The organism is Deinococcus aetherius, assembly GCF_025997855.1.
GTDB lineage: Bacteria > Deinococcota > Deinococci > Deinococcales > Deinococcaceae > Deinococcus > Deinococcus aetherius.
This window is the reverse complement of the sequence record NZ_AP026560.1, coordinates 1,082,607-1,103,876: the sequence shown is the minus strand read 5'-3', so window position 1 is coordinate 1,103,876 and position 21,270 is coordinate 1,082,607. Positions and strand designations below refer to the sequence as shown.

At 70.7% G+C, this 21,270-nt stretch carries 22 protein-coding genes; 10 read left to right on the top strand and 12 right to left on the bottom strand.

Going from position 1 to position 21,270, the window contains the following annotated elements:
* The first annotated feature begins 75 nt into the window (after positions 1–75).
* Positions 76–948 carry a methyltransferase domain-containing protein gene (locus tag DAETH_RS05620; protein WP_264776937.1) on the top strand — a complete coding sequence of 291 codons (873 nt, stop codon included), beginning with the start codon at positions 76–78 and terminating at the stop codon, positions 946–948.
* A 9-nt stretch (positions 949–957) separates the two neighbouring features.
* Here the strand turns inward: DAETH_RS05620 and DAETH_RS05615 are convergent, their stop codons facing one another.
* Both DAETH_RS05615 and treS read right to left on the bottom strand, forming a co-directional pair.
* Positions 958–2,148, bottom strand: coding sequence for a multidrug effflux MFS transporter (locus DAETH_RS05615; protein WP_264776936.1), 1,191 nt, complete (start codon positions 2,146–2,148; stop codon positions 958–960).
* Positions 2,149–2,244: 96 nt separating this feature from the next.
* Entirely contained in the window at positions 2,245–3,924 is a 1,680-nt protein-coding gene (gene treS, locus DAETH_RS05610; RefSeq protein ID WP_264776935.1) for a maltose alpha-D-glucosyltransferase, read from the bottom strand.
* A gap of 92 nt (positions 3,925–4,016) precedes the next feature.
* Here treS and DAETH_RS05605 point away from each other — a divergent pair, with 92 nt between their 5' ends.
* The 3 genes from DAETH_RS05605 (at position 4,017) to DAETH_RS05595 (ending at position 6,710) form a co-directional block, all read left to right on the top strand.
* Positions 4,017–4,970, top strand: a complete 954-nt coding sequence (locus DAETH_RS05605; RefSeq protein ID WP_264776934.1) for a metal ABC transporter solute-binding protein, Zn/Mn family — start codon at positions 4,017–4,019, stop codon at positions 4,968–4,970.
* A gap of 98 nt (positions 4,971–5,068) precedes the next feature.
* Complete coding sequence (locus tag DAETH_RS05600) at positions 5,069–5,791, top strand: metal ABC transporter ATP-binding protein (RefSeq protein ID WP_264776933.1); 723 nt, start codon at positions 5,069–5,071, stop codon at positions 5,789–5,791.
* A gap of 109 nt (positions 5,792–5,900) precedes the next feature.
* Entirely contained in the window at positions 5,901–6,710 is an 810-nt protein-coding gene (locus tag DAETH_RS05595) for a metal ABC transporter permease (RefSeq protein ID WP_264776932.1), read from the top strand.
* Between the two features lie 10 nt (positions 6,711–6,720).
* Here DAETH_RS05595 and DAETH_RS05590 read toward each other — a convergent pair whose 3' ends face one another.
* Entirely contained in the window at positions 6,721–7,629 is a 909-nt protein-coding gene (locus DAETH_RS05590) for a DUF2268 domain-containing protein (RefSeq protein ID WP_264776931.1), read from the bottom strand.
* 70 nt (positions 7,630–7,699) lie between these two features.
* The gene (locus DAETH_RS05585) at positions 7,700–8,437 is read right to left on the bottom strand and encodes a MerR family transcriptional regulator (protein WP_264776930.1); all 738 of its coding nucleotides are present in this window, start codon (positions 8,435–8,437) and stop codon (positions 7,700–7,702) included.
* A 313-nt stretch (positions 8,438–8,750) separates the two neighbouring features.
* Between DAETH_RS05585 and DAETH_RS05580 the strand changes: the two genes are divergently transcribed.
* Entirely contained in the window at positions 8,751–10,295 is a 1,545-nt protein-coding gene (locus DAETH_RS05580) for an ABC-F family ATP-binding cassette domain-containing protein (RefSeq protein WP_264776929.1), read from the top strand.
* Between the two features lie 551 nt (positions 10,296–10,846).
* Here the strand turns inward: DAETH_RS05580 and DAETH_RS05575 are convergent.
* On the bottom strand, positions 10,847–11,323 hold the full coding sequence (locus tag DAETH_RS05575; protein WP_264776928.1) for a hypothetical protein: 477 nt from the start codon (positions 11,321–11,323) through the stop codon (positions 10,847–10,849).
* A 99-nt stretch (positions 11,324–11,422) separates the two neighbouring features.
* On the bottom strand, positions 11,423–12,043 hold the full coding sequence (locus DAETH_RS05570) for a nitroreductase family protein (RefSeq protein ID WP_264776927.1): 621 nt from the start codon (positions 12,041–12,043) through the stop codon (positions 11,423–11,425).
* A gap of 88 nt (positions 12,044–12,131) precedes the next feature.
* Between DAETH_RS05570 and DAETH_RS05565 the strand changes: the two genes are divergently transcribed.
* Positions 12,132–12,494, top strand: a complete 363-nt coding sequence (locus DAETH_RS05565) for a winged helix-turn-helix transcriptional regulator (protein WP_264776926.1) — start codon at positions 12,132–12,134, stop codon at positions 12,492–12,494.
* A 105-nt stretch (positions 12,495–12,599) separates the two neighbouring features.
* Here the strand turns inward: DAETH_RS05565 and DAETH_RS05560 are convergent, their stop codons facing one another.
* Together DAETH_RS05560 and DAETH_RS05555 are read right to left on the bottom strand one after the other, a co-directional pair.
* Positions 12,600–13,154, bottom strand: a complete 555-nt coding sequence (locus DAETH_RS05560) for an AAA family ATPase (RefSeq protein WP_264776925.1) — start codon at positions 13,152–13,154, stop codon at positions 12,600–12,602.
* Positions 13,155–13,247: 93 nt separating this feature from the next.
* Positions 13,248–13,700: an OsmC family protein gene (locus DAETH_RS05555; protein ID WP_264776924.1), complete on the bottom strand. Its 453-nt coding sequence runs from the start codon at positions 13,698–13,700 to the stop codon at positions 13,248–13,250.
* An 88-nt stretch (positions 13,701–13,788) separates the two neighbouring features.
* Here DAETH_RS05555 and DAETH_RS05550 point away from each other — a divergent pair, with 88 nt between their 5' ends.
* Positions 13,789–14,649, top strand: coding sequence for an alpha/beta hydrolase (locus DAETH_RS05550; RefSeq protein WP_264776923.1), 861 nt, complete (start codon positions 13,789–13,791; stop codon positions 14,647–14,649).
* A 12-nt stretch (positions 14,650–14,661) separates the two neighbouring features.
* On the opposite strand, the gene crtI is transcribed toward DAETH_RS05550, so the two are convergent.
* From crtI to DAETH_RS05535, 3 genes are all read right to left on the bottom strand, one after another.
* On the bottom strand, positions 14,662–16,332 hold the full coding sequence (gene crtI, locus DAETH_RS05545; RefSeq protein ID WP_264776922.1) for a phytoene desaturase family protein: 1,671 nt from the start codon (positions 16,330–16,332) through the stop codon (positions 14,662–14,664).
* 211 nt (positions 16,333–16,543) lie between these two features.
* Positions 16,544–17,443, bottom strand: coding sequence for a phytoene/squalene synthase family protein (locus DAETH_RS05540; RefSeq protein ID WP_264776921.1), 900 nt, complete (start codon positions 17,441–17,443; stop codon positions 16,544–16,546).
* 97 nt (positions 17,444–17,540) lie between these two features.
* Positions 17,541–18,230 (bottom strand): class I SAM-dependent methyltransferase, encoded by a 690-nt coding sequence (locus tag DAETH_RS05535; RefSeq protein ID WP_264776920.1) that lies wholly within the window; start codon positions 18,228–18,230, stop codon positions 17,541–17,543.
* Positions 18,231–18,297: 67 nt separating this feature from the next.
* On the opposite strand from DAETH_RS05535, the gene DAETH_RS05530 reads away from it, so the two are divergent.
* The 3 genes from DAETH_RS05530 to DAETH_RS05520 all read left to right on the top strand — a co-directional run bounded on the left by DAETH_RS05530 (position 18,298) and on the right by DAETH_RS05520 (position 20,686).
* On the top strand, positions 18,298–19,407 hold the full coding sequence (locus DAETH_RS05530) for a phage holin family protein (RefSeq protein ID WP_264776919.1): 1,110 nt from the start codon (positions 18,298–18,300) through the stop codon (positions 19,405–19,407).
* The gene (locus tag DAETH_RS05525) at positions 19,407–20,216 is read left to right on the top strand and encodes a hypothetical protein (protein WP_264776918.1); all 810 of its coding nucleotides are present in this window, start codon (positions 19,407–19,409) and stop codon (positions 20,214–20,216) included. The genes DAETH_RS05530 and DAETH_RS05525 overlap by 1 nt, the downstream gene beginning before the upstream one ends.
* An 83-nt stretch (positions 20,217–20,299) precedes the next feature.
* The gene (locus DAETH_RS05520; protein WP_264776917.1) at positions 20,300–20,686 is read left to right on the top strand and encodes a Fur family transcriptional regulator; all 387 of its coding nucleotides are present in this window, start codon (positions 20,300–20,302) and stop codon (positions 20,684–20,686) included.
* Between the two features lie 3 nt (positions 20,687–20,689).
* Here the strand turns inward: DAETH_RS05520 and DAETH_RS05515 are convergent, their stop codons facing one another.
* Positions 20,690–21,250, bottom strand: coding sequence for a hypothetical protein (locus tag DAETH_RS05515; protein ID WP_264776916.1), 561 nt, complete (start codon positions 21,248–21,250; stop codon positions 20,690–20,692).
* Positions 21,251–21,270: the final 20 nt, after the last annotated feature.

Genomic DNA, 21,270 nt, shown 5'->3' with positions numbered 1-21,270 from the left:
GACTTGTCCGGCCCCTCTCCTTTGGGTTGAACGACGGTCCTCCTCATGACAAGCCGGACCGGGTAAGGTGGCAACATGCCCCCCGACGACCGGGCCAGGACGCTCCGGGACGCGCTGGTCGATGACCTTCTGCGACGGAACATTCTCCGTTCCCCACGGGTGGCGGAGGCGATGCGGGCCGTGCCGCGTCACCCCTTCGCCCCCTGGCTCTCATTAGAGGAGGCGTACGCGGACCGGGCCTGGATCATCCCCGGCACGACGCCCGAGGCCCCAGCCACCCTCTCCCAGCCCACCGCCGTCGCCCTGATGCTGGAAGGCTTCGACCTCGCCCCCGGCCAGCGCGTGCTCGAAATCGGGGCGGGCACCGGCTACAACGCGGCCCTGATGGCGCACCTCGTCGGTCCGGCGGGGCGCGTGGTGACGGTCGATATCGAGGCGCAGCTCGCCGAGGCGGCGCGGGAGCGGCTGCGGTTTGACCGGAACGTCGAGGTCGTCCACGGGGACGGGGCCTGCGGGTATCCCCCGCTCGCTCCCTACGACCGGATCGTGGCGACGGTGGGCGCGTGGGACCTGCCCCCGGCCTGGCGGGAGCAACTGGCGCCGGAGGGGCGGCTGGTCGTGCCCCTGCACCTCGGGGGCGAGGCCCAGGATCACGTCCTCGTCTCCTTCCGCCGCGAGGGGCCGCTCCTCGTCGGGGTCGGTCTCTGCTCCCTGGGCATGGTGCTGATGCGCGGTGACTTCGCCGGTCACGGCCGGGCCGCCGCTTTCCAGAACGGGCCGGACTGGAGGGGCCCCCCCGTCCCCGGTCTCTCCGTCGTCCCCAGCCTCCGGGTCACCGCCTACCCGCGCGGCGTGCCCCACGAGCTTCGGCCCCACGAGAAGGTCATCGAGAAACCCTCGGTGCGGCTCGTCCTGGCCGCCCTCGACCCAGGTGAGCCGTCAGGCTGAGGCCGGACCTCACCGCCGCGCCGCCGCGTGGCACACCACGACCCCGACCGCGCAGGCCGTGATCACGCCCATGATCGCCACGCTCCCGCCGCCCAGCGCGCCGACGAGGGTGCCCGACAGCGCCCCGAGGGCCGACTGGGTGGTGCCGCTCAGGGCGCTCGCGCTGCCCACCCGCTCGCTGACGCTCGACAGCGCGAGGGCGGTGTTGTTGGGGAAGAGCAGTCCCGCGCAGCACAGCAGGGCGAAGAAGAGGAGGGCGACGAGCGGCACGCTCAGGACGTGGAAGACGGCGGCAACGAGCAGCGAGAGCCCGACCACCACGGCCACCCGCCCCGCCCACCGCGCCATCTGCCCAGGCTCGAAGCGGCGCAGGAGCACCCGGTTGACCTGCGAGGCCAGGGTCAGGCCCGTCGCGTTCACCCCGAAGAGCAGGGCGTACAGGCCGGGGGAGGCGTCCAGCTCCCCCAGGAACAGGAAGGGCGAGCCGGTGATGTACGCGAAGAGCATCCCGCCGGAAAAGCCCGCCGCCAGCGAGTAGGACAGGAAGACGCGCCGCCGCAGCAGGCCCGCGTACACCGAGGCCGCGTCGCGCAACCGCATCCCGACCCGGGCCGGAGCCGGATGGGTTTCCGGCAGGCGCAGGGCGACGAGGAGCAGGCACAGGGCGCCGTACACTGCGAGCACCCCGAAGATCGCCCGCCAGGGCAGGAAGGTCAGCAGCCAGGTTCCCAGGGTCGGCGCGATGGCGGGCGCCACCCCTGTCACGAGCATCAGGGTGGAAAAGAGGCCCGCCGCCGCCTTCCCCTCGTAGCGGTCACGCACCACCGCGCTCACCACGACCGCGCCCGCCGCTCCGCCGAGCGCCTGCACCACCCGCCCCACGATCAGGACACCGACGCTCGGGGCGAGGACGCAGACCAGGGTGCCCAGCAGGTACAGCCCCAGCCCGGCGAGGAGCGGCGCGCGGCGCCCGTACTTGTCGGTCACCGGGCCGAGCGCGGCCTGTCCCAGCGCCACCCCGAAGAGGTAGGCGGCCAGCGTGTACTGCACCTGTCCCGGGGTGGCCCCCAGGTCCCGGGCGATCTGGGGAAAGGCCGGGAGGTACAGGTCCACCGTCAGCGGCCAGATCGCCTGGATCAGCCCCAGGACGAGGGTGAAGCCCAGCGTCGGGGCGCGGGAGTCGGCGGCGGCGGCGGTCACGGCCGGACCCGGGTGAGGAGAAGTGGGGGACACATCCCGCTATTGAAGCACCTGCGCTTTATTTGGCAAAGCGGGTTGTTCTCCCCAGGCGAACGCCTACCGCACGCCGCTGAGCTTGAGCCAGTAGTAGTCGTACTTGCCCAGGATCATGGGGTAGGGTCCCTCGGCAACGTCCGGGAGGTGGCTGCCGCCCGCGAGGGTGACGGGCCGTTGACCGACGTGGGCGCCGAGGTCGAGCTGGGCCGCCTGGGCGTTCCCGGCGAAGTTGCTCACGATCAGGAGGGTCTCGTCACCGTAGCTGCGGGTGAAGGCGAGGACGGCGGGGTTGCCCGTCTCGACGAAGGTGAGGTCGCCGTGCGCGAAGGCGGCGTGCTGGCGGCGCAGGTCGAGCTGGCGGGAGATCCACTTCAGGAAGCTGCTGGGGTCCTGCTGCTGGCTGTTCACGTTCACCCGCTGGAAACCGTAGACGGGGTCGGTGATGGGTGGGAAGGCGCACAGCTCGGGCGCGGCGGTCGAGAAGCCGCCGTTGACGCCCGCGTTCCACTGCATCGGGGTGCGCACACCGTTGCGGTCGGCCAGCGAGAGGTTGTCGCCCATGCCGATCTCGTCGCCGTAGTACAGGATCGGGCTGCCGGGCAGGGCGAGGAGGACGGTGTGGAGGAGTTCGATGCGGCGGCGGTCGTTGTCGAGCAGGGGCGCGAGGCGGCGGCGGATGCCCACGTTGATCTTCATGCGCGAGTCGGGCGCGTAGGCCATGTACATGAAGGCGCGCTCGTCGTCGGTGACCATCTCCAGCGTCAACTCGTCGTGGTTCCGCAGGAAGGTCGCCCACTGCCCGAAGGAGGGAATCTCGGGGAGGCGGCCCATGATCTGCCGGATGCTGGTGGTGTCCTCGCGCTTGAGGCTCATGTAGAGCCGGGGCATCACCGGGAAGTTGAAGCACATGTGGAACTCCGGGTCCTGCTCACTCCCGAAGTACTCCACCACGTCCTCGGGCCACTGGTTCGCCTCGGCCAGCAGCAGGCGGCCCGGGTACTCGGCGTCCACCATCTTGCGCATCTGCCTCAGGATGGCGTGCGTCTCGGGCAGGTTCTCGCAGTTCGTCCCCTCGCGCTCGATCAGGTACGGCACCGCGTCCACCCGGAAGCCGTCGAGCCCCAGATCGAGCCAGAAGCGGGCCCCCTGCATAATCTCGGCCAGGACGGCGGGGTTGTCGTAGTTGAGGTCGGGCTGCGAGGAGAAGAAGCGGTGCCAGTAGTACTTGCCGCACATCTCGTCGCGGGTCCAGTTGCTCGTCTCGGTGTCGGTGAAGATGATCCTGGCTCCCGCGTACTCGGTGCCCGTCTCGCTCCAGACGTAATAGTCGTGGTACTCGTTCGGCGTGCCGTCGGGAAGCACGGGCCCGCGCCGCGCCGCCTGGAACCACGGGTGGTCCGAGGAGGTGTGGTTGGTCACGAAGTCGCCGATCACCCTGAGCCCCCGGGCGTGCGCCTCGCGCAGGAAGACCTTGAAGTCGTCCAGCGTGCCCAGGTCGGGGTGGATGCCTACGTAGTCCGCCACGTCGTAGCCGTCGTCGCGCAGCGGGCTGGGATACCAGGGCAGCAGCCACAGGCAGTCCACGCCGAGGTCCTTGAGATAGTCGAGCCTGCCCGTCAGCCCCGGGAAATCACCCTTGCCGTCGCCGTTGCCGTCGGCGAAGGTGCGGACGGACAGCTCGTAGAAGACGGCGCTCTTGTACCACTCGGGACTGGCGGGTTGGACGGCGGCTTGAGTCATGGGCCGCAGTGTAGGGCGTGGGGTCGAAACGGTGCCAGGGGGAGACCGGCCTCACCACGCCGGGAGGGGCAATGTGATAAAGAGTTATCATTATGATCCACGACGGCGAACGGCTGGAACACGAAGGGCCCGCGCGGGGCAAACTCCCCCTCCCCGGGCGGGGTCTGGCGGCCTGCCTCCTCCTGGCCCTGGGCACGGCCTCGGCGGCGCCCCTGCCCGTCAGCGCGACGACGACCATCGTGGCGGACTTCGTGCGGTCGGTCGGGGGAAACCGCGTGGCGGTGAACGTCATCGTGCCCCCGGGGGGCGACACCCACGCCTTCCAGCCGACCACGGCGGCGATTCGCGGCCTGGCGGGCAGCCGCGCCCTCTTCGCCAACGGGGCAGGGCTGGAGCCCTGGCTCCCGAAGCTCAGGGCCGCCGCGCCGAGGGTGCCCGTGACCGGGTTGACGGCGGGCCTGAAGCTGCGTGAGGCCCCGCACGAGGAGGGTCACGCCGAAGACCACGGCCACGCCGCCCTCGACCCCCACGCCTGGTGGGACCCGACGCTCGCCGCCGGGTACGTGCGGAACGTCCAGGCTGCCCTCACGCGCCTCGACCCCGCCGGGAAGACGACCTACGCGAAGAGCGCCGCCGCATACCTGGGGCGACTCCGGGCCCTCGACACCTACGCGAAAAAACAGTTCGCCAGTCTCCCCGCCACCCGCCGCAAGATCGTCACCAACCACGACAGCCTGCACTACCTGGCGAATCGCTACGGCCTGACGGTCGTCGGCGCCGTCCTCCCCGGGATTGGCACCGAGCGCGAGCCGAGTGCGCGCGAACTCGCCGCCCTCATCGGGACGGTGAAGGGGAGCGGCGCCCGCGTCATCTTCACCGAGAACACCGTCAACGCCCGCCTCGCCCAGACCCTCGCCCGCGAGACCGGCGCGACGGTCGCCCCGCCCCTCTACACCGACGCCCTGGGGCCGAAGGGGAGTGCGGGCGACACGTACCTGAAGGCGTTCCGGTCGAACGTGGACACGATGGTGAGGGCGCTGCGCTGAGCGAGGCGAGGAGTCGGGAGGTCAAGGGAGGCTTCCGGTTCCTCGACTCTTTTGATTCCGCACTCGCAATATCACCCTCACCGCGCTATCCTCGCCCGGTGCTTGGGGTGGAGAACCTGACGGTGCGGTATGGGGCGCACACGGCGCTGGAGGGGGCGACGGTGCGGTTCGCGCCGGGCAGCTTCACCGCCGTGATCGGGCCGAACGGGGCGGGCAAGAGCACCCTGCTCAAGACGGTGGTGGGGCTGAACGTTCCCTTCGCCGGGCGGGTGACCTTCGCGGGGGGCGGGGCCGCACGGGAAGACGTGGCTTACGTGCCCCAGCAGCAGACCCTCGACTGGGCCTTTCCCGTGACCGTCTGGGACGTGGCGATGATGGGCCGCACCGGGCGGGTGGGCTGGCTGCGCTGGCCGGGTCGGGGGGACCGGGAAAAGGTGGCGAACGCCCTGCGGCAGACCGGCGTGTACGAGTTGCGTGGGCGGCATATCGGGGCGCTGAGCGGCGGGCAGCGCCAGCGGGTGCTCCTGGCGCGGATGCTCGCGCGGGACGCCCGGGTCCTGCTCCTCGACGAGCCGCTGACGGGGGTGGACGCCGCCACCCAGGAGCAGCTGATGGCCCTGCTGCGCGCCCAGGCGGACGCGGGCCGCGCCGTCGTGATGGTCACGCACGACCTGGAGCAGGCGCGGCGCTGGTGCGATCACCTCGTCCTCGTCAACCGCCGGGTGATCGCCGACGGCACGCCGGGGGAGGTCTACACCCCGCGCAACATCGAGGCGACCTTCAGCTCCAGCTTTCTCGGGCATACTCACGCGGAGGCGTGATGGGGGGGGCAGTTCACCGAGTCGAGGTGTCCAGAAGTCGAGAAGTCGAGGTCCTTCTTTGCTTCCGCTCGACTCCTCGACCGCTCGACCCCTCGACCCTATGACCCTTATGACCTGGCTCACTGACCCCCTCCAGTTCGACTTCTTCCTGCGGGCGCTGGGGGCCGTCGCCCTCGTCAGCGTGCTGTGCGCGCTCGTGGGGGCCTGGGTGGTGCTGCGGGGGCTGAGCTACATCGGGGACGCGATGAGCCACGCGGTCTTGCCGGGGATCGTGGGCGCGTTCCTGACGGGGGGAAATCTGCTGCTGGGCGCGCTCGTCGCCGCCGTGCTCACCGCGCTCGGCATCGGGGCCGTCAGTCAGCGGGGCGGATTGAAGCAGGACAGCGCCATCGGCATCGTCTTTGTGGGGATGTTCGCGCTCGGCGTGGTGATGCTCTCGCGGGCCGCCACCTTCACCACCGACCTCAGCAACTTCCTGATCGGGAACCCGCTGGGCGTCACCCCGGGCGACCTGTGGGGGGCGCTCCTCGTCACGCTCGTCGTCGGCGGCATTCTGACCGCCGTGCAGAAGGAACTGCTGCTCGCCTCCTTCGATCCCACCGAGGCGCGGGCCATCGGCCTCCCGGTGCGGACGCTCGAAAGCCTGCTGCTCATCCTGATCGGGCTCGTCGTCGTGCTGACGGTGCAGCTCGTGGGCACGACCCTCAGCGTCAGCCTCCTGATCACGTCGAGCGCCGCCGCCCGCCTGCTCGCGCGCAGTCTGCGGAAGATGATCCTGCTCGCCGCCGTGCTGGGCACGGTCGGGGGCGTGGTCGGGCTGTACCTGAGCTACTACCTGGACACGGCGCCCGGCGCGACCATCGTGCTCGTGAACACGGCGATCTTCCTGGTGGCGCTGGCGTTCCGGCGGCGGGAATAGCGCGGGACGCTCAGGCCGTGAACCAGCCGGAGCCGTTCACGATCTGCCGCCAGGGGTCGTAGGTCGCCTGCGCCGCCGTGCGGCCCGTGCGGGCGAGGTAGTCCCGGACGACGTGGTAGCCCAGCGCGTACCCGGCATAGGGAGGAAGGCCGGGGCCGCCCCCGCCGTTCGCCTGCCCGGACTGCCGCATCACGCTGTCACCGAAGATGTACCCCCGCACGACGTTGAAATCCTGCTCGTGGAGTGCCGCCTGGAAACGGGGCCGAAGCGGGCCAAGCTCCTCCATGCCGAGGGTGGTCGTCCAGAGTCCCAGACTCTCCGGGCCAAACAGTTCCGCCGCGAACGTCTCCGCCAGCCCCTCGGCCACGAGGTAAGCCCCGAGGGGGATGGGGAAGGTCCAGTCCGGCTGCCCAAACCGGACGTTGTGGTTGAACTCGTGCGCCGTGACGGCGGGCAGCCTGGACAGGTTGTGCTCCTTCGGCCACACGGAGACCATGACCCAGCCCGGCGTGTTCCCGGCCCCGGTGTACCCCTCCTCACCCAGCCCCTCCGGGTCGGCCAGGGTCAGGGCCAGGTGAACCTCGCTCAGGCGGGCGCCGTGTTCGTCCGGTCGCAAGGCCCCGGCAGCGCGCCGGAGGGCCCCCAGGTTCTCTTCCCGGACACGCGCCCGCTCCAGGCGTCCCAGGGCCTCCAGCCCGCGTTCACGGCCCATCTCCGGCAGGTACAGCCTCATCATGCGGGCGGCGGTCAGGGCAGGATCACCCGCCCCCGCCTGCCCGGGAATGAAGCGCAGCATGTTTTCCCAGACGGGCCGCAGAGGTTCCATGACCCGTTCGCGGAACAGGTCGTCCTGACGCGACTCCTCGCTTTCCAATACTTCCCGCAGGGCGCCCAGGGTATTCACTTCGGTGATCTGCATCTTCGTCTCCAGAGTTCATGGGAACACTTCACCGCCTCAAGTCGGGGCGGCGCGTGGATGAGGGTGATGGTTACCGGCTGGCCGCCCGGATGTAATCCCACATCGCCTGCATCTCGGGGGTCATGCGGCGTTCGTAGCCCCGGTTCAGCCCCTCCCCAATGTCCTGTCGTCCGCCCGTGAACTCACGCACGAGGGCATGCCAGCGTTCGGCCAGCGCCTTCACCCTCGGGTCACTCGGGGGTGTGCCGCGTTCTAGCTCGGTCAGCACCTCGGTCATCAGTTCGGGCCACTCGCGCTGCACCTCCTCTATGCGGGTCTGCCCGACTGCCTCGGCCCGCTCGCGCAGGTAGGCCATCTGGCCCTCATCGAAGTTCTGGCTGCCTTCCCCGCCGACCTCGCGGGCCGTCTCCAACATCCGGTCCACCTTCTTGCGACTTTCCTCGTTCATCCGAATCACCTCCATGAGGTCCGACCAGGTGGGTTGCCCAGCACGTTCCAGCCGCCGCAGGCGGGCCAGATACGCCTGCTCCTCCCGCACGCGCGCCTCGACGTGCTCGATGTGCCGCCGCAGCAGCTCGGCGGGGTCGTGCCCCGGGTCGCCCAGCACGCGGCGGATCGCCTCCAGGCTCAGGCCGAGGGACTTGAGGGCCTGAATCTGCCACAGCCGCTCGGCGTCCTCGCGGGAGTACAGGCGGTGCGCGCCGGTCGTGCGCTCTCCCGGCGTGAGCAGGCCCAGCGCGTCGTAGTGGCGCAGGGTCCGGACGCTCAGGCCGGTCTGGCGGGAGAGTTCACCGATTTTCACGCGCATCCCCGTCCTCCTGAGCCCCACCCTAGAACCTGACGCCGCGAGAGGTTCAAGCTCCGCCGAATGGCCTAGCGGGCGGGGGGCGGGGTAGGCTGTCCCCAACGTTCCGGGCTCCCCGGCGTTCGGCCTTCCCCCACTCAGCGGAGTCTTTTCCTTGCGTCCCCTCCCCCTGTAATTCGGCCCGAGCCCCGGCCCCGCGTGTTGTGGGGGCCGCTCGCCCGCAGGGGGACTGTGTTCGCAGGGGGAAGGTGTGCTGTTACAACTCAGGGGGGTCGCCCGTGTCTTTGGCGACCGGACAGTTTTTGAGGATGTTGACTTGGAGGTCGGCGGGGGCGAGCGGCTCGCGCTGGTCGGGGAGAACGGCGGCGGGAAGACCACGCTGCTGCGGGTGATGGCGGGGCTGGACGCGCCCGATGCGGGGACGGTGACGCGGGGGGGCCGGGTGGCCTTCCTCGCCCAGCACGCGGATATGGGCGGCGGAACGGTCCAGGGCGCCGTGACGCCCGAGGAGGTGAGGCGGGCACAGCGGGAGTTCGAGGCGGCCTCGGCGGGGCTCGGCGACGGCACGGACGCGGCGCTGCACGCCTTCGCGGACGCCGAGGAGACCTTTCGCACGGTGGGCGGGTACGACTTCGAGGTCCGAGCCGCCGAGGTGCTGGACGGGCTGGGCCTCGTTCCGGGTGCTCCCACCGCATGCCTGTCGGGAGGGCAGATGCGCCGGGTGATGCTCGCCCGGCTGCTCCTCTCCCCCGCCGACCTGTACCTCCTCGACGAGCCGACGAACCACCTCGACGCGGAGGGGGCGGCCTGGCTGGAGGGGTGGACCCGCGCGAGTGAGGCGGCCTTCGTGCTCGCCAGCCACGACCGGGCCTTTCTGGACGCAGTGGCGACGCGGACGGCGGAACTGGAACGCGGGCGGCTGACCGTGTATCCCGGCGGCTACTCCGAAGCGATGGCGGTGAAGGCGACCCTGCGGGAGGCCCAGGCGCGCGACTACGCGGCGTACCGGCGCAAACGGGCGGCCCTGGAGGAAGAACGCCTGCGACGGGCGAGCAAGGCCCGCAGCGCCTCGCAGTACAACCCCAACCGCGCCCCCGACGGCGACAAGCTGCTCGCCAAGGGCAAGGCGCAGAACGCCCAGAATGTGAACGCTTCCCGCGCCCGCGCCCTCGAACGGGCGGTGGAGCGGCTGGACACCCACGCCGCCGAGAAGCCCTTCGAGGACCGCCGCATCGTCCGCCTCGACCTGCCGGACGCGCCTCCCGGTCCCTCCGAGGTGCTGACGGCCCGTGACCTCACCGTCATGCGCGGCGCGCGGGACGTACTCTGTGGTGTGCGGCTCGACGTGCGCCGGGGCGACCGCATCGCCCTCACCGGGCCGAACGGTGGCGGCAAGAGCACCCTCCTGGCCGCCCTCCTCGGCACCCTGCCCCACGCGGGCGAGGTTCGGCGCGGACAGGGCCTCACCGTCTACGCGGCGGGCCAGCACGGCGAGGAACTGGCGGGGCTGGAGACGGTCGGGGACGCGCTGCTGGCTGCCAACCCGGCCCTCACGCCCCACCAGCTCCACGAGGTCGGGGCGCAGGTGGGGCTGCCGGGCGGTCCCGCCTTTCCCCTCGCAGGCCTGTCGGGGGGACAGCGCACCCGGCTGAGCCTCGCGCGGCTGGGGGTGACGCGGGCGCAACTTCTGGTGCTCGACGAGCCGACCAACCACCTCGACATCCGGGCGATTGAGGCGCTGGAGGCCCTGCTCCTCGCCTTCCCGGGCACCGTGCTTCTCGCCAGCCACGACCGGACGCTGGTGGGGCGGGTGGCGACGCGGGTGTGGGACGTGCGGGGCGGGCGGGTGACGGAGGGATGAGGGTCAGGCTTTGAGGGTGGTGCTGAGGCGGTCGATCACGCCCAGGAGTCGCCCGGCGTGGTGGAGGCTCGTGGAGGGCGCCCGGCTTGATGATCCTGTCCCGGTCGAACGCCTCGCGCGAGTCGATTTCCTTGGCGCTGTAGAAGTCCTCCAGCCGCCACCACTCGCGCGGGTTTCCCGTGAGCATGTGCCCCCGGCTAACAAAAGGGGCCGGACGCCGGGGTGCAGAGGCGTAATTCCAACAAAGGGCAAGGGTCTTTTTCCCCTCCCCCCTTGTGGGGGACTGATACAGCTCGCACCGCGAGAGGCCGGGACTCGTAGAGCTGCGTAGCAGAGGGGGGACGCAAGCGCCAGCTTGCCCTGCACCCTCCAGGTCCGGCGCCTAAAATTCTCCCGGTGGCCCTTGGACGCGGCGACGGTTCACCCACTCTCCTGCGGAGCTTTACAAGTCCCGACTTCCCCCTCAAGACGCTTGACGCGAATTGCAAAACTGGCGCGGCTCTGCAAGTCACCCGCAAGGGGGAGGGGCAAAAAACAGGGTGACGGGCCGATCACGGCGGGGCGGGCGTGTCCTCCTCCCCCACCACCACCAGGCGGAAGACGAAGACGCGCCGGGTGCCGTCGTGCTCCTGAACAGCGTCCGTCAGCAGGAACAGGCCCCGGTCCAGCCACTCCCCCGGCCGCAGCTTCTCGTACACGCGCACCCGTTCGGGCGGCGCCTCCCCGGCACGCGCGGCGAGGGCAGCCCCGAAAAAGAGGCCGTTCTGGGTCGGGCGCCCGCCCGGTGTATGCAGGGGCTGATCCAGGGTCTTGGGGTCCTGCCCGCCTCGGAGGGAGGGAGGCGCGTCGTGGCCCTCATAGCGCAGCACGGTGCCGTCCTCACTCAGGCGGTCGCGGTAGGGGGCGCCCGGCCGGGCCGACATCAGCAGGACGCTGTGACCCACGCGCACCCGGAAGTTCATGCCGCGCCGCAGGCGAACGCCCTCCCGAGCGCACATCTCCGCGTGGGTCAGAATCTCGCCGGGCATGGGGCCGAGGCTAGCAGGTTGGCCGGACCTCCCGGACGCGGCCCCACAAGGAAAAACCGCCCCCTGGAGGGAGCGGCTGAGGGCTGAGGGCCAACCGCCTCAGTAGAACTTGGCAATGCGGTCCACGCTGTGACGGTGGTGCGGGAAGCCCTCCTCGGCGCGCTTGCCGACGGGCAACAGACCGGCGAACTGTACGTGGGCGGGGAGGCCCAGCAGCTCCCTCACCCTCTGGGGGTCGAAGCCCAGCATGGGCACCGTGTCGTACCCCAGGCCACGGGCGGCAATCATCAGGAAGCCGAAGGCGATGTTCGCCTGGGCCAGGCCCCACTGCCCGCGCTGGGCCTCCTCCTGCGCGCCGAACGCGCGGTCGAAGGTCTGGCGCTGGCCGGTGCGGCCCGCCTCGCCCATGCCGGGGTGCGCGGTCTCCTCGGCGTTGTGGAGGGTGTCCTCCATGTCGCTGTAGACCACGATCACGGCGGGGGCGCCTCCGATCTGCTTCTGGCCGTAGGCGGCCTCCTGGAGCCGCTCCTTGAGCTGCGGGTCCTGCACCACGGCGAATCGCCAGGTTTGAGCGTTCCACGCGCTCGGGGCGAGGCTCGCTAGGCGCAGGATCTCGCGCAGGTCGTTCTGGTCGATGGGTTCCTGCACGAACTGGCGGATGCTGCGCCGGGTTTCGATGGCTTCGGTGGCGCTCAGGGGTCGGGTCTGCGTAACCGTCATGGGTGTAGGATAAGCTCAAGTACTTTGAAAAGTCAAGCGGTGTGATTTGCCCCTCACTTTGCCTGCACGGAGGGTGTAGAGTGGGGGCATGAGCACCGCACACACTGGTTTCTGCCCGGTCTACCGGGCCATCGGCGTGTTGCAGGAGAAGTGGGTGCTGCACATCGTCCGGGCGCTGCTGGTCGGCGAGAAGGGGTTCAACGAACTCGCCCGCGCCGTCGGCGGCTGCAACAGCGCCACCCTCACGCAACGCCTGGAACATCTCGAAAGCCTCGGGGTCATCGCCAAGCGCACCGAGGAGACCCAGGGCAAGCTCGCCCGCAGCGTCTACACCCTCACCCCCGCCGGGCGCGAGCTTCAGGGTGTGATCGACGCCATCGGCACCTGGGGGCGGGCGCACCTCTCCGAAGAAGTCGCCGAGGCTGACTGCACCCCCGCCCGCTCGGCGTGAGGGAAGCCATCAGCTTTCAGCGGTCAGCCGTCAGCGAATAAGCCCTCATCACAGCAGAGGCTCTCCTGGTCCTGCTGATGGCTGAAAGCTGACGGCTGACCGCTCCTAAAACAGCGCCCCGGCGTGCGACGCGATCAGCAGCGCCGCGTCTGCCGGGGCAAGTGCCGCCGTGTCGACAAGGATGGCGTCGGGCGGGGGTGGGAGAGTCCCGGCTTCCCGCAACAGCGTCTGGAGTTGCTCCGGGTCACGCAGCTTGAGCCGCTCGGCGCGCTCGGGGAGGGGCAGGCGTCGGGCGAGTTCGTCGGGGGCACAGGACAGCCACACCGGGACGAAGGTAGCCCCACGAGCGTCCGCGAGCGCACGAAAACGTTCCAGCGACTCGGCCTCGCCGGGACGGTTCGTCAGGTAGATCGTGAAGATGTGCGACAGCTCGCGGGGAGCCTCCTGCACCGCCTCGCGGAGCACCGCCCGCATCCGCGAGGCGAAGACCCACGCCTCGGGCGGCACCGGCTTCACACCGTCCAGCCCGAACGCCCGAAAGACGGGATCGTTGGTGAGGTGGTTGTCGAGCAGGGGCGCCCCGGTCAACCCGGAGAGGTGCCGCCCCACCGTGCGTTTGCCGCTGCCCGGGGGACCGACGAGGAGGTACAGGAAGGCCATAGACGCCAGGGTAAGTGGAAGTGGGGCCAAGGGCATGGGCCAAATGGCAAAGCCCCCGCCTAAGCAGGGGCCTTGAGCTGATTCCTTCGCCGATTACGAGTTGACCGGCTGCTCCAGCATCGCCTCGTGGGTGATCTCCACGTTGCCCTTCATGACCTGACTGATGGGGCAGACCTGGGCGGCCTGGGCGACCATCTGCTCGAACCCCGCCTGATCCATCCCGCTTACCCGACCGCTCACCTTCAGGCGCATGGTGCTGACCTTGAAGCCCGCGCCCTCGCGCACCATCTCGCAGGTGGCGTCGGTCCGCAGGTCCTCGGGGGCGTGGCCCGCCTGGGTCAGCAGCGCCGAAAGCTGCATGGTGAAGCAGCCCGCGTGGGAGGCGGCAAGCAGTTCCTCGGGGTTGGTGCCGACGCCGTTCTCGAAGCGGGTCTTGAAGGAGTACTGGGTGTTCTGAAGGACGCCCGAGCCGGTGCTGACCGTGCCCTGGCCCTTCATCACGTCGCCGGACCACTGGGCGTTTGCCTTCCGTGCAATGTCTGCCATACGAGATAGTTTGCGCCCAATCTATTAGAAGGCGTGTTTAGTCTCACTTCATGTCAGGGTTGGGACAGTGGGTCCTACACTGGGGCTCATGTACAACGCGAGTTGGGAGCCCTCCGCCTGGGAGTCGGGCGCGCCCGTCCGGGGGTACGTGTGGCCCGCCCTGGAGCCACGCGCCGCCGTTCTCCTCACCCACGGCTTCGGGGAGTACGCGGGCCGCTACGTCGAGAAGTACCACCGCCTGATCCCGGCGCTCGTGGGGGCGGGGCTGAGCGTGTACGCCTACGACCTGCGCGGGCACGGGGGTTCGGAGGGGCGGCGGGCGGTCGTGGACGCCTTCACGCTCGTGGAGGACCACCTGCTCGCGCGGGAGTCGCTGCGGACGGGGGGACTGCCCCTCTTCGCCTTCGGGCACTCGCTGGGCGGCCTGATCACGGCGGCGAGCGTGGCGCGGGACCCAGGGGGACTCAGCGGCGTGATCCTGAGCAGTCCCGCCCTCCTGATCGGCGAGGACCAACCCGCGTGGCTGAGGGCGCTGGCCCCGGTGCTCGCCCGGGTCGCGCCGAACGCCCCAGTGACCGCGCTGGGCAGCGAGGGCCTGTCCCGCCTCACCGACGAGGTGAGCGCCTACGGGACCGATGCGGGCATCTACCAGGGCAAGGTGCCCGCGCTCACCGCCGCGTCCATGCTGCGCCTGAGCACCGGGCTCTGGCCCCTCTACGCCCGCTGGCGGCTGCCCACCCTCGCCGTCCACGGTACCGCCGACCGCATCACCGACGTGAACGGCACCCAGCGCTTTATCAAGGCCATTCCCGCCGAGGACAAAACCCTGCGCCTCGTCGAGGGCGGCTACCACGAACTGCTGAACGACGAGCCGCGCGAGGAGGTGCTGGGGTGGATCGTGGGGTGGCTGAGGGAGAGGAGCGGGGAGGAGGCCAGCGTCAGCCGTTAGCCCCTGTCCCCCTCAGTCCGCCGCCCCCGCCCCTTCCGGCACCCCATCCCTGATCTCGGGGTGGATGCCGAAGTCGTGAGCGATCAGCCGCGCCGTCATCTTCGCGCTCATCATCACGCTGGGGGTGCCGCCGCCGGGCTGGGCGCCCGCCCCCACCAGGTAGAGGTTGCGCACGTCCTCGCTGCGGTTGTGGGGCCGGAAGTAGGCGCTCTGGGCGAGGATCGGCTCGGGCCCGAAGGCGTTCCCCAGGTAGGCGCCCAGCGTGCCCTCGAAGTAGTCCGGCGTGATGAACTCGCGGTGGGTCAGGCGGGCCCGGAGCCCTGGAATGTACCCGCGCTCCTCCAGGAAGTCGAAGACGCGCTCGACCAGCCTCGGCCCCTCGACCTCCCAGTTCAGGCCGCTGCCGTTATGGGGCACGGGAATCAGGGTGTAGGCGGCGTGGTGGCCGGGGGGTGCCAGGGACGGGTCGGTCAGCGTCGGCACGTGGAGGTACTGGCTGAAGTCCACGCCGAGCACCCGGTCGCCGAAGATTTCCCGCAGCAGTTCCTCGTAGCGCGGGCCCAGGATGATGTTGTGGTGCCGCAGGTCGAGGGGCTGGCCGTCGTCGCGGAAGCCGAAGTAGACGACGAGGAGGCTCATGCTCTGCTTGGCCGCCCGCACGCGCAGGTCGGTGTTCACGAGGCGGGCCTGCGGGGGAACCATCTTCAGGTAGGTGTTCGCCCAGTCGCCGTTGCTCACCACGAGGTCGGCGGACAGTTCCTCACCGCCCGTCAGCCTCACGCCCCGCGCGACGCGCTTGCCGACGGGTCGGCGGACGGGACGGCCCCGGTCGTCGGTGACCAGAACCTCCTCCACCTCCGCCCCGTAGCGGATGCGCCCGCCCAATTCCTCGAACTTCCGGACGAAGGCCCGCACGAGTTCGCCCGTGCCGCCCATCGCGTAGTGGATGCCCCACGTTTTCTCGACGAAGTGGATCATCGCGTAGATCGCGGGCACGCTGAGCGGATTGCCCCCCACCAGCAGCGGCTCGAAGGAGAAGACCTGCCGCAGCTTGGGCGACTCGAAATAGCGGCTGGTGAAGGAGAAGAGCGTCCGCACCGCGTCGAGCTTGAGCAGGTCGGGCACCACCCGCAACATCGTGGGCAGGTCCCCGAAGTGGGTATAGCCGAGTTCGAGGAAGCCGCGTTTGAAGATCGCCTCCGCGTCCGCGTGGAAGCGTTCGTAGCCCGCGAGGTCGCCGGGCGCGAGGACCTGAATCTGGCGCCGGGTGGACTCGGGGTCGCCGTCGTAGTCGAAGAAGGTGCCGTCGTCGAAGTAGATGCGGTAGAAGGGTAGGATCGGCACGAGCCGCACGTACTCGCGGGTGCGCGGCCCGCCGCTCTCGCCCTCGCGGACCCGCTCGCCCGTCAGGACATGCTCGGGATAGTCGGGCTCGGCGAGCATCCCCTTGTCACGTTCGAGAGCGAACAACTCCTCGATGAAGTGCGGCACCGTGATCACGGTCGGCCCCATGTCGAAGACGTACCCGCCTTGCGTGCGCTTCTGGTAGGCCCGCCCGCCCGGCGCGTCCAGCTTCTCCAGGATGGTCGTGTCGAACCCCAGGCTTTGCAGGCGAATCCCGAGACTCAGGCCGCCGAAGCCCGAGCCGATGATGAGGGCGGTTTTGCGTTTGGTGTGGGACATAGAGGTTCCTTCGTCGCTAAGCGTTCTTTTCTCTCCCTCCCCACCTGTGGGGGAGGGCTGGGGAGGGGGGGCGTGTGACCAGCGCCAGCGGCGGCAAGATAGTCTGCCTCTCCTTCCGGCCGCGCCGCAGGTCGTCGGCGTTCACCCCCTCCCGACCTCCCCCCTCAAGGGGGAGGGGGACCGGGCCACGGCTTACCCTGGGGGGCACCCCTCACGCCCGCGCCGCCGCCCCCCGCAACTCCCACCACGCCTGGGGGAGCATCAGCAATTTACGCGTGCCGCTGACGTGCGCTCGGCGGCGGAAGTTGTCGTAGTCGCCCCGCGCGAGGTCGTCGAGGATGCCCTCGTAGGCGCGGGCGGCGGCCTGCACGGCGAGGCGTGCGCTGCCGTGCAGGCAGGGGATGCCCCGGCGCCCCTCGGCGTACCACTGGCGGGCGAGGTCCGAGAGGTGAGTCATCAGGGCGCGGTACTCGGGGGTGACGGCGCCCCGTTCCAGGGTGGTGCGGGTGACCCCGTACTCCTCCAGCAGCGTCGCGGGGAGGTACACCCGGCCTCGCTCCAGGTCCTCGCCCACGTCGCGCAGGATGTTGGTGAGCTGCATCGCCTGACCCAGCATCAGGGCGTGATGCAGGGTCCGCTCCCCGCCGCTGTAACCGCTGATGGGCGCGATCATGAAGCCGACCACCCCGGCGACCCGGCGGCAGTACAGCACGAGGTCGTCCATATCGCGGTACTCGAAGCCGCCCAGGTCCATGCGCAGGCCCTCGTGCAGTTCCGCGAAGGCCGAGAGGGGGATGGGGTGCCGCGAGGTCGCCCAGGCGAGCGCGGTGTCGATGGGGTGGGCAGCGGGCTCGCCCGCGAACGCCCCCTGCACCCGCTCCCACCACCGCTCCAGGCCCCGCTCGGCCTCGGTGCCCGTCCACTCGTCCACCGCGTCGTCACCGTCGCGGCAGGCGGCATAGACGGCCCAGACGGCCTCGCGCTGCCGGGGAGGAAAGAGCCGCGAGCCCAGGTAGAAGGTCTTGCTGTGCTCCCGCGTGACCTCCCGGCAGTGGGCGACCGCCTCCTCCAGCCGGGGCGGAGGGTGCGGGGCGGCGGGGGCAGAGGTCACAGTCAGGGAGGCTCCTTTGCAGCCGAGTGTAAGCGGGGGGCCCAGGCGGGAACGTCACGCTTTCTTACAGATTAGTCACAGAACTGCCGTGCCGACCTCAGCTCCTCCCCTCCCCCTTCACGTACCGCTCGAACGCCACCACACCGACTCGCAGGCCGTCCGTGCGGGTCCACCCCGGGAGGCGCCGGGCCACCCAGGCGGGGTCGGGGAAGGTCAGCCCGCCCAGCGCGGGGACGCCCAGCGCACGCTGGAGGGGCCCGCCCGTGCGGCACACGTACATCAGCCACAGTTGCCCGCCGGGCCGCGTCAGGCGCGCGAGTTCGGCGAGGAGGCGGGCGGGCTCCCGCGTCTCGTTGAGGGTCGCGCCCACCGTCACCCCGTCGAAGCTCGCGTCCGGCAGGCCGCTCGCCTCCAGGTTGGTGAGCAGCCAGTCGATGCCGGGGTGAGGCTCACGGCGGGCCCCCTCGGCGAGCATGGGGGCGCTCAGGTCGGCGGCGATCACCCGGCAGCCCGCCCGCGCGAGCACGCCTGAGTAGAAGCCCGCGCTCGTGCCCGCGTCGAGCCAGCGTTCGCCGGGGCGGGGACGGCACAGGGCGCGGAAGAGGGCGGCCTCACGGCGCAGGGGAAAGGCTTGTCCGGTGAGCAGGGTGAGGGAGCGCGACCGCCACGCCATGTAGCCGCGCGCCGTGAGGGGCGAGAGATTGCTGCGCTGGGCGGTGGTGAGAGGCAGACTTGCGGGCCCGGGCGCGAGGTTCAGGGTTTCTTGGCTCTGGCGCGGGGCGGGCATGGGGTTCATTATGCTGGCGGAGTCGGCTCCCCCTTGTCGGGGGGGTCCCTGGTTCGTGGAGGAAAGCATGCAAGAAGAACGCAAGAGCATGGGGGGCGCGCTCGTCGATGTCTTCGACGCGGGCGTCACGCTCGTGAAGGCCGAGGTCCGCAACCTGCTGCGGCATGTGACGGCGGTGGTCAAGGCGAAGGGCATCGGCGTGGTGCTGCTCCTCGCGTCGGTCGGACCGCTGGTGATGGGGTTGGTGTTCCTGATCCTCTTCGTCTTCTACGGGCTGATCCGCCTGGGCCTGGGGGCCTGGGCCGCCGCCCTCCTGATCGCCCTGGTGGCCTTCGCCCTGACCGGCGCCCTGATCCTCCTGGGCCTGCGCCGCCTGAGCGCCCAGGTTCCGCAGGAGGACGACCTCCGCACCCGCAGCGGCCACCCCACCGAGGACGAGGAGCTGGAGGCCCGCTACCAGGCCGAGCAGGCCGCGAAGGCTCAGGGCGAGAAGAAGACGGTGGTCCTCGGCGGTCCCACCGAAGTCTCAGGACGCGCGGCGGGGGGCACGACCGTGGCGACCACGACGGTCAACCTGAGCACCGGGCAGACCACTTCGGCCCCGACGGGCACGGGAAGCGCGGGCGTCGGGTACTCCGGGCAGGTGCGGCACGACCCGGGGAGCGGCGGGGTGGCGGCGGGCTCGCCCGACACGCCCGACCAGCGGGAGAACATGCGCAGCGGTGGACTTCCGAACACCGGCACGCGCGGCAACGCCATTCAACACGAGATGGAGGAGGGCCGCCAGCGCGGGGTCGTGCGGCCAGGCGTGAACACCTCGGGCTTCACCTCGGGCGACGCCGGGGTCAACGCCAGCGACCGGGGCCAGGGCATCAAGGACCCGCTCACCGAGCGCGAGGGCGTGTCGCAGGGCGTCGCGGTGCGGGGGACCGACGCGGGCGAGGTGAGGCTGCCCGTGTATGAGGCGACCGAGGACGGCGAGCCGCAGGTGTACGGCAGCGGCCTGAACAAGAAGCTCGACGGCAGCGAAACGCACGACGCGGGCGCGGGCGGCCACGGCGGGCACGACAAGCCTGACCCCAACGTCCGGCATCCGGTCGTTCTCAAGGACGCCCCCGGCATCAGCGTGAGCACCGAGCCCACGTTCCAGGACGACATGAAGAAGGAGGGCTACTGATGGCGGACAGCTCCCGCAGCGAACGTGAAGAGGCCCGCGCCCGGCTGAGGGCGAGCGTGGACGCCCTCGCCGAGCGCGCCAACCTCCAGGTGCAGATGCAGAAAGAGCCCCTGAAGATGCTGGGAGGTGCGTCGGCGGTCGGGGCATTGATCGGGGTGGTCGCCGGGCGGCAACTGCGCCGCAGCAAGAAGATCTACGTCGACGCGACCAGCCCGGAGAAGCAACAGAAGGCCCTGATCAAGGCCCAGAAGCAGCATCAGGGCGGCGGCGGGGTGGGCGGCGCCCTCGTGGCGACCCTGGGCACCCTGGCCTTCAAGGTCCTGCAAGACCGGGTGATCAAGCCCCGGCTGGAGGAGATGGCGAACGGCCTGCTCGAACGGGCGGGGCAGCAGCCGTCGTCCGGGGGCCAGACCCGCCCGGCCCAACCTCACCAGACTCAGGCTCGCCCGACCCAGACCCGTTCCGCCCTGTCGCGTCCCGCCCAGCCGCAGCCCGCCGGGGACCGCTCCGTTCCCGAGTGGGCCGGAACGCCTGTCAGGGGAGGCAGGGCCCACATGCAGCCCGTCATCCCCGCCCGTCCTCCCGGTGGAGACGATCCCTCGCAGCACGCGCGGACGGGGGGCGTGGCGGGCTTTCTCAAGCGCGGTGACGCGCCCCACGAGGTTGGCGCCGACCCGCCGGGGGTGGTGGGGAGCCAAGACCTCAACGTGACGGCGAGCAACCTGCCGCAGCCGGAGGGCACGGTGGAGGCCAAAGCCCAGGGCAGCCCCATCGCGCCGCAGGAGAAGGCCAACCCGAACATCTCCTGAAGGCGGAACCCCTCCACGAAACCCACCCCGCAAAGGTGGGTTTTTTGGGCTTCGGCGCGCCCGGGCTCTGTTAGCCTGGAACCATGACCGCCACCCGCAGCACTCGCCAGCGTGACGTGATCGCCCGCGTCCTCGACGGCGCGGAGGGCCCGCTCGCGGTAGGGGACGTGCTGGTGCGGGCACAGGCCGACCTGCCGGGGCTGGGAGTGGCGACGGTGTACCGCACCCTCAAGCTGCTCACCGAGCAGGGGCGCATCCACCCCGTCACCCTGGACGGCGAGACGCGCTACGAACCCGCCGGGCGGGGGCACCACCATCACTTCTCGTGCACGGGCTGCGGACGGGTCTATACCCTGCACACCTGCCCGGTCGCCCTGCCGAGCGGCACCGTCTATCCCGGCGGGTTCGTCGTGGAGGCGCACGAAGTCACCCTGTACGGCCGCTGCCCCGCCTGCGCCGGGCCTGACTGAGCCCTACGGGCCCCGCAGCAGCGCGAGCAGGCGCTCCAGGGTGGCGGCGCTCGCCCCCCCCCTCGCGTAGGGGTTGAGTTCGGGGTCCGCCGCCACCTGCCGGGCGAGGGCGAACCCGCCGGGCAGCATGAAGCCGTAGCGCAGCAGCGCGACATTCACCGGGCCGTCCGGCGCGGCGAAGCGGGCACGGCTGAGGTTGAGGTCGGCGCGGCGTTCGAGGTCGGCGCGGGCGGCGTCGAGCGTCCCCCGCTGGGTCCCCGTCAGCGCCCCGCGCACCCGGTCCAGCGTCCGGTCGGCGGCGAGGGGCCCCAGGGTGGGCCGGGTGGACAGTTCACCCAGTGCGGCGGCGAGTTCGGCCCGCGCCTGAGCACCGGGGGCCAGCGTGCCGCGCTCCAGCAGCCCGGCGAGCAGGCGGACGGTCACGAGCAGGTCGAGGGTGGGCCTCGCCTGCTGCATGGTGGTGACCGTCGAGAAGGAACTGCGGGGGGGCTCACTCATCCGGCCGGGGGTCGCCGCCACCGCCGGGCCCAGGGTGAGGCAGGCGAGGAGCAGGGCGCGTCTCATGGCTCCAGGGTAGTCGGCGC

Bases quoted from the DNA above. Each gene is read 5' to 3' on its own strand.
- DAETH_RS05570 (WP_264776927.1), bottom strand. From the start codon at position 12,043: ATGACGGTTACGCAGACCCGACCCCTGAGCGCCACCGAAGCCATCGAA.
- crtI (WP_264776922.1), bottom strand. From the start codon at position 16,332: ATGTCCCACACCAAACGCAAAACCGCCCTCATCATCGGCTCGGGCTTC.
- DAETH_RS05605 (WP_264776934.1), top strand. From the start codon at position 4,017: ATGATCCACGACGGCGAACGGCTGGAACACGAAGGGCCCGCGCGGGGC.
- DAETH_RS05585 (WP_264776930.1), bottom strand. From the start codon at position 8,437: ATGCGCGTGAAAATCGGTGAACTCTCCCGCCAGACCGGCCTGAGCGTC.
- DAETH_RS05535 (WP_264776920.1), bottom strand. From the start codon at position 18,230: ATGCCCGCCCCGCGCCAGAGCCAAGAAACCCTGAACCTCGCGCCCGGG.
- DAETH_RS05590 (WP_264776931.1), bottom strand. From the start codon at position 7,629: ATGCAGATCACCGAAGTGAATACCCTGGGCGCCCTGCGGGAAGTATTG.
- treS (WP_264776935.1), bottom strand. From the start codon at position 3,924: ATGACTCAAGCCGCCGTCCAACCCGCCAGTCCCGAGTGGTACAAGAGC.
- DAETH_RS05515 (WP_264776916.1), bottom strand. From the start codon at position 21,250: ATGAGACGCGCCCTGCTCCTCGCCTGCCTCACCCTGGGCCCGGCGGTG.
- DAETH_RS05595 (WP_264776932.1), top strand. From the start codon at position 5,901: ATGACCTGGCTCACTGACCCCCTCCAGTTCGACTTCTTCCTGCGGGCG.
- DAETH_RS05560 (WP_264776925.1), bottom strand. From the start codon at position 13,154: ATGGCCTTCCTGTACCTCCTCGTCGGTCCCCCGGGCAGCGGCAAACGC.
- DAETH_RS05520 (WP_264776917.1), top strand. From the start codon at position 20,300: ATGACCGCCACCCGCAGCACTCGCCAGCGTGACGTGATCGCCCGCGTC.
- DAETH_RS05530 (WP_264776919.1), top strand. From the start codon at position 18,298: ATGCAAGAAGAACGCAAGAGCATGGGGGGCGCGCTCGTCGATGTCTTC.
- DAETH_RS05620 (WP_264776937.1), top strand. From the start codon at position 76: ATGCCCCCCGACGACCGGGCCAGGACGCTCCGGGACGCGCTGGTCGAT.
- DAETH_RS05550 (WP_264776923.1), top strand. From the start codon at position 13,789: ATGTACAACGCGAGTTGGGAGCCCTCCGCCTGGGAGTCGGGCGCGCCC.
- DAETH_RS05555 (WP_264776924.1), bottom strand. From the start codon at position 13,700: ATGGCAGACATTGCACGGAAGGCAAACGCCCAGTGGTCCGGCGACGTG.
- DAETH_RS05575 (WP_264776928.1), bottom strand. From the start codon at position 11,323: ATGCCCGGCGAGATTCTGACCCACGCGGAGATGTGCGCTCGGGAGGGC.
- DAETH_RS05525 (WP_264776918.1), top strand. From the start codon at position 19,407: ATGGCGGACAGCTCCCGCAGCGAACGTGAAGAGGCCCGCGCCCGGCTG.
- DAETH_RS05565 (WP_264776926.1), top strand. From the start codon at position 12,132: ATGAGCACCGCACACACTGGTTTCTGCCCGGTCTACCGGGCCATCGGC.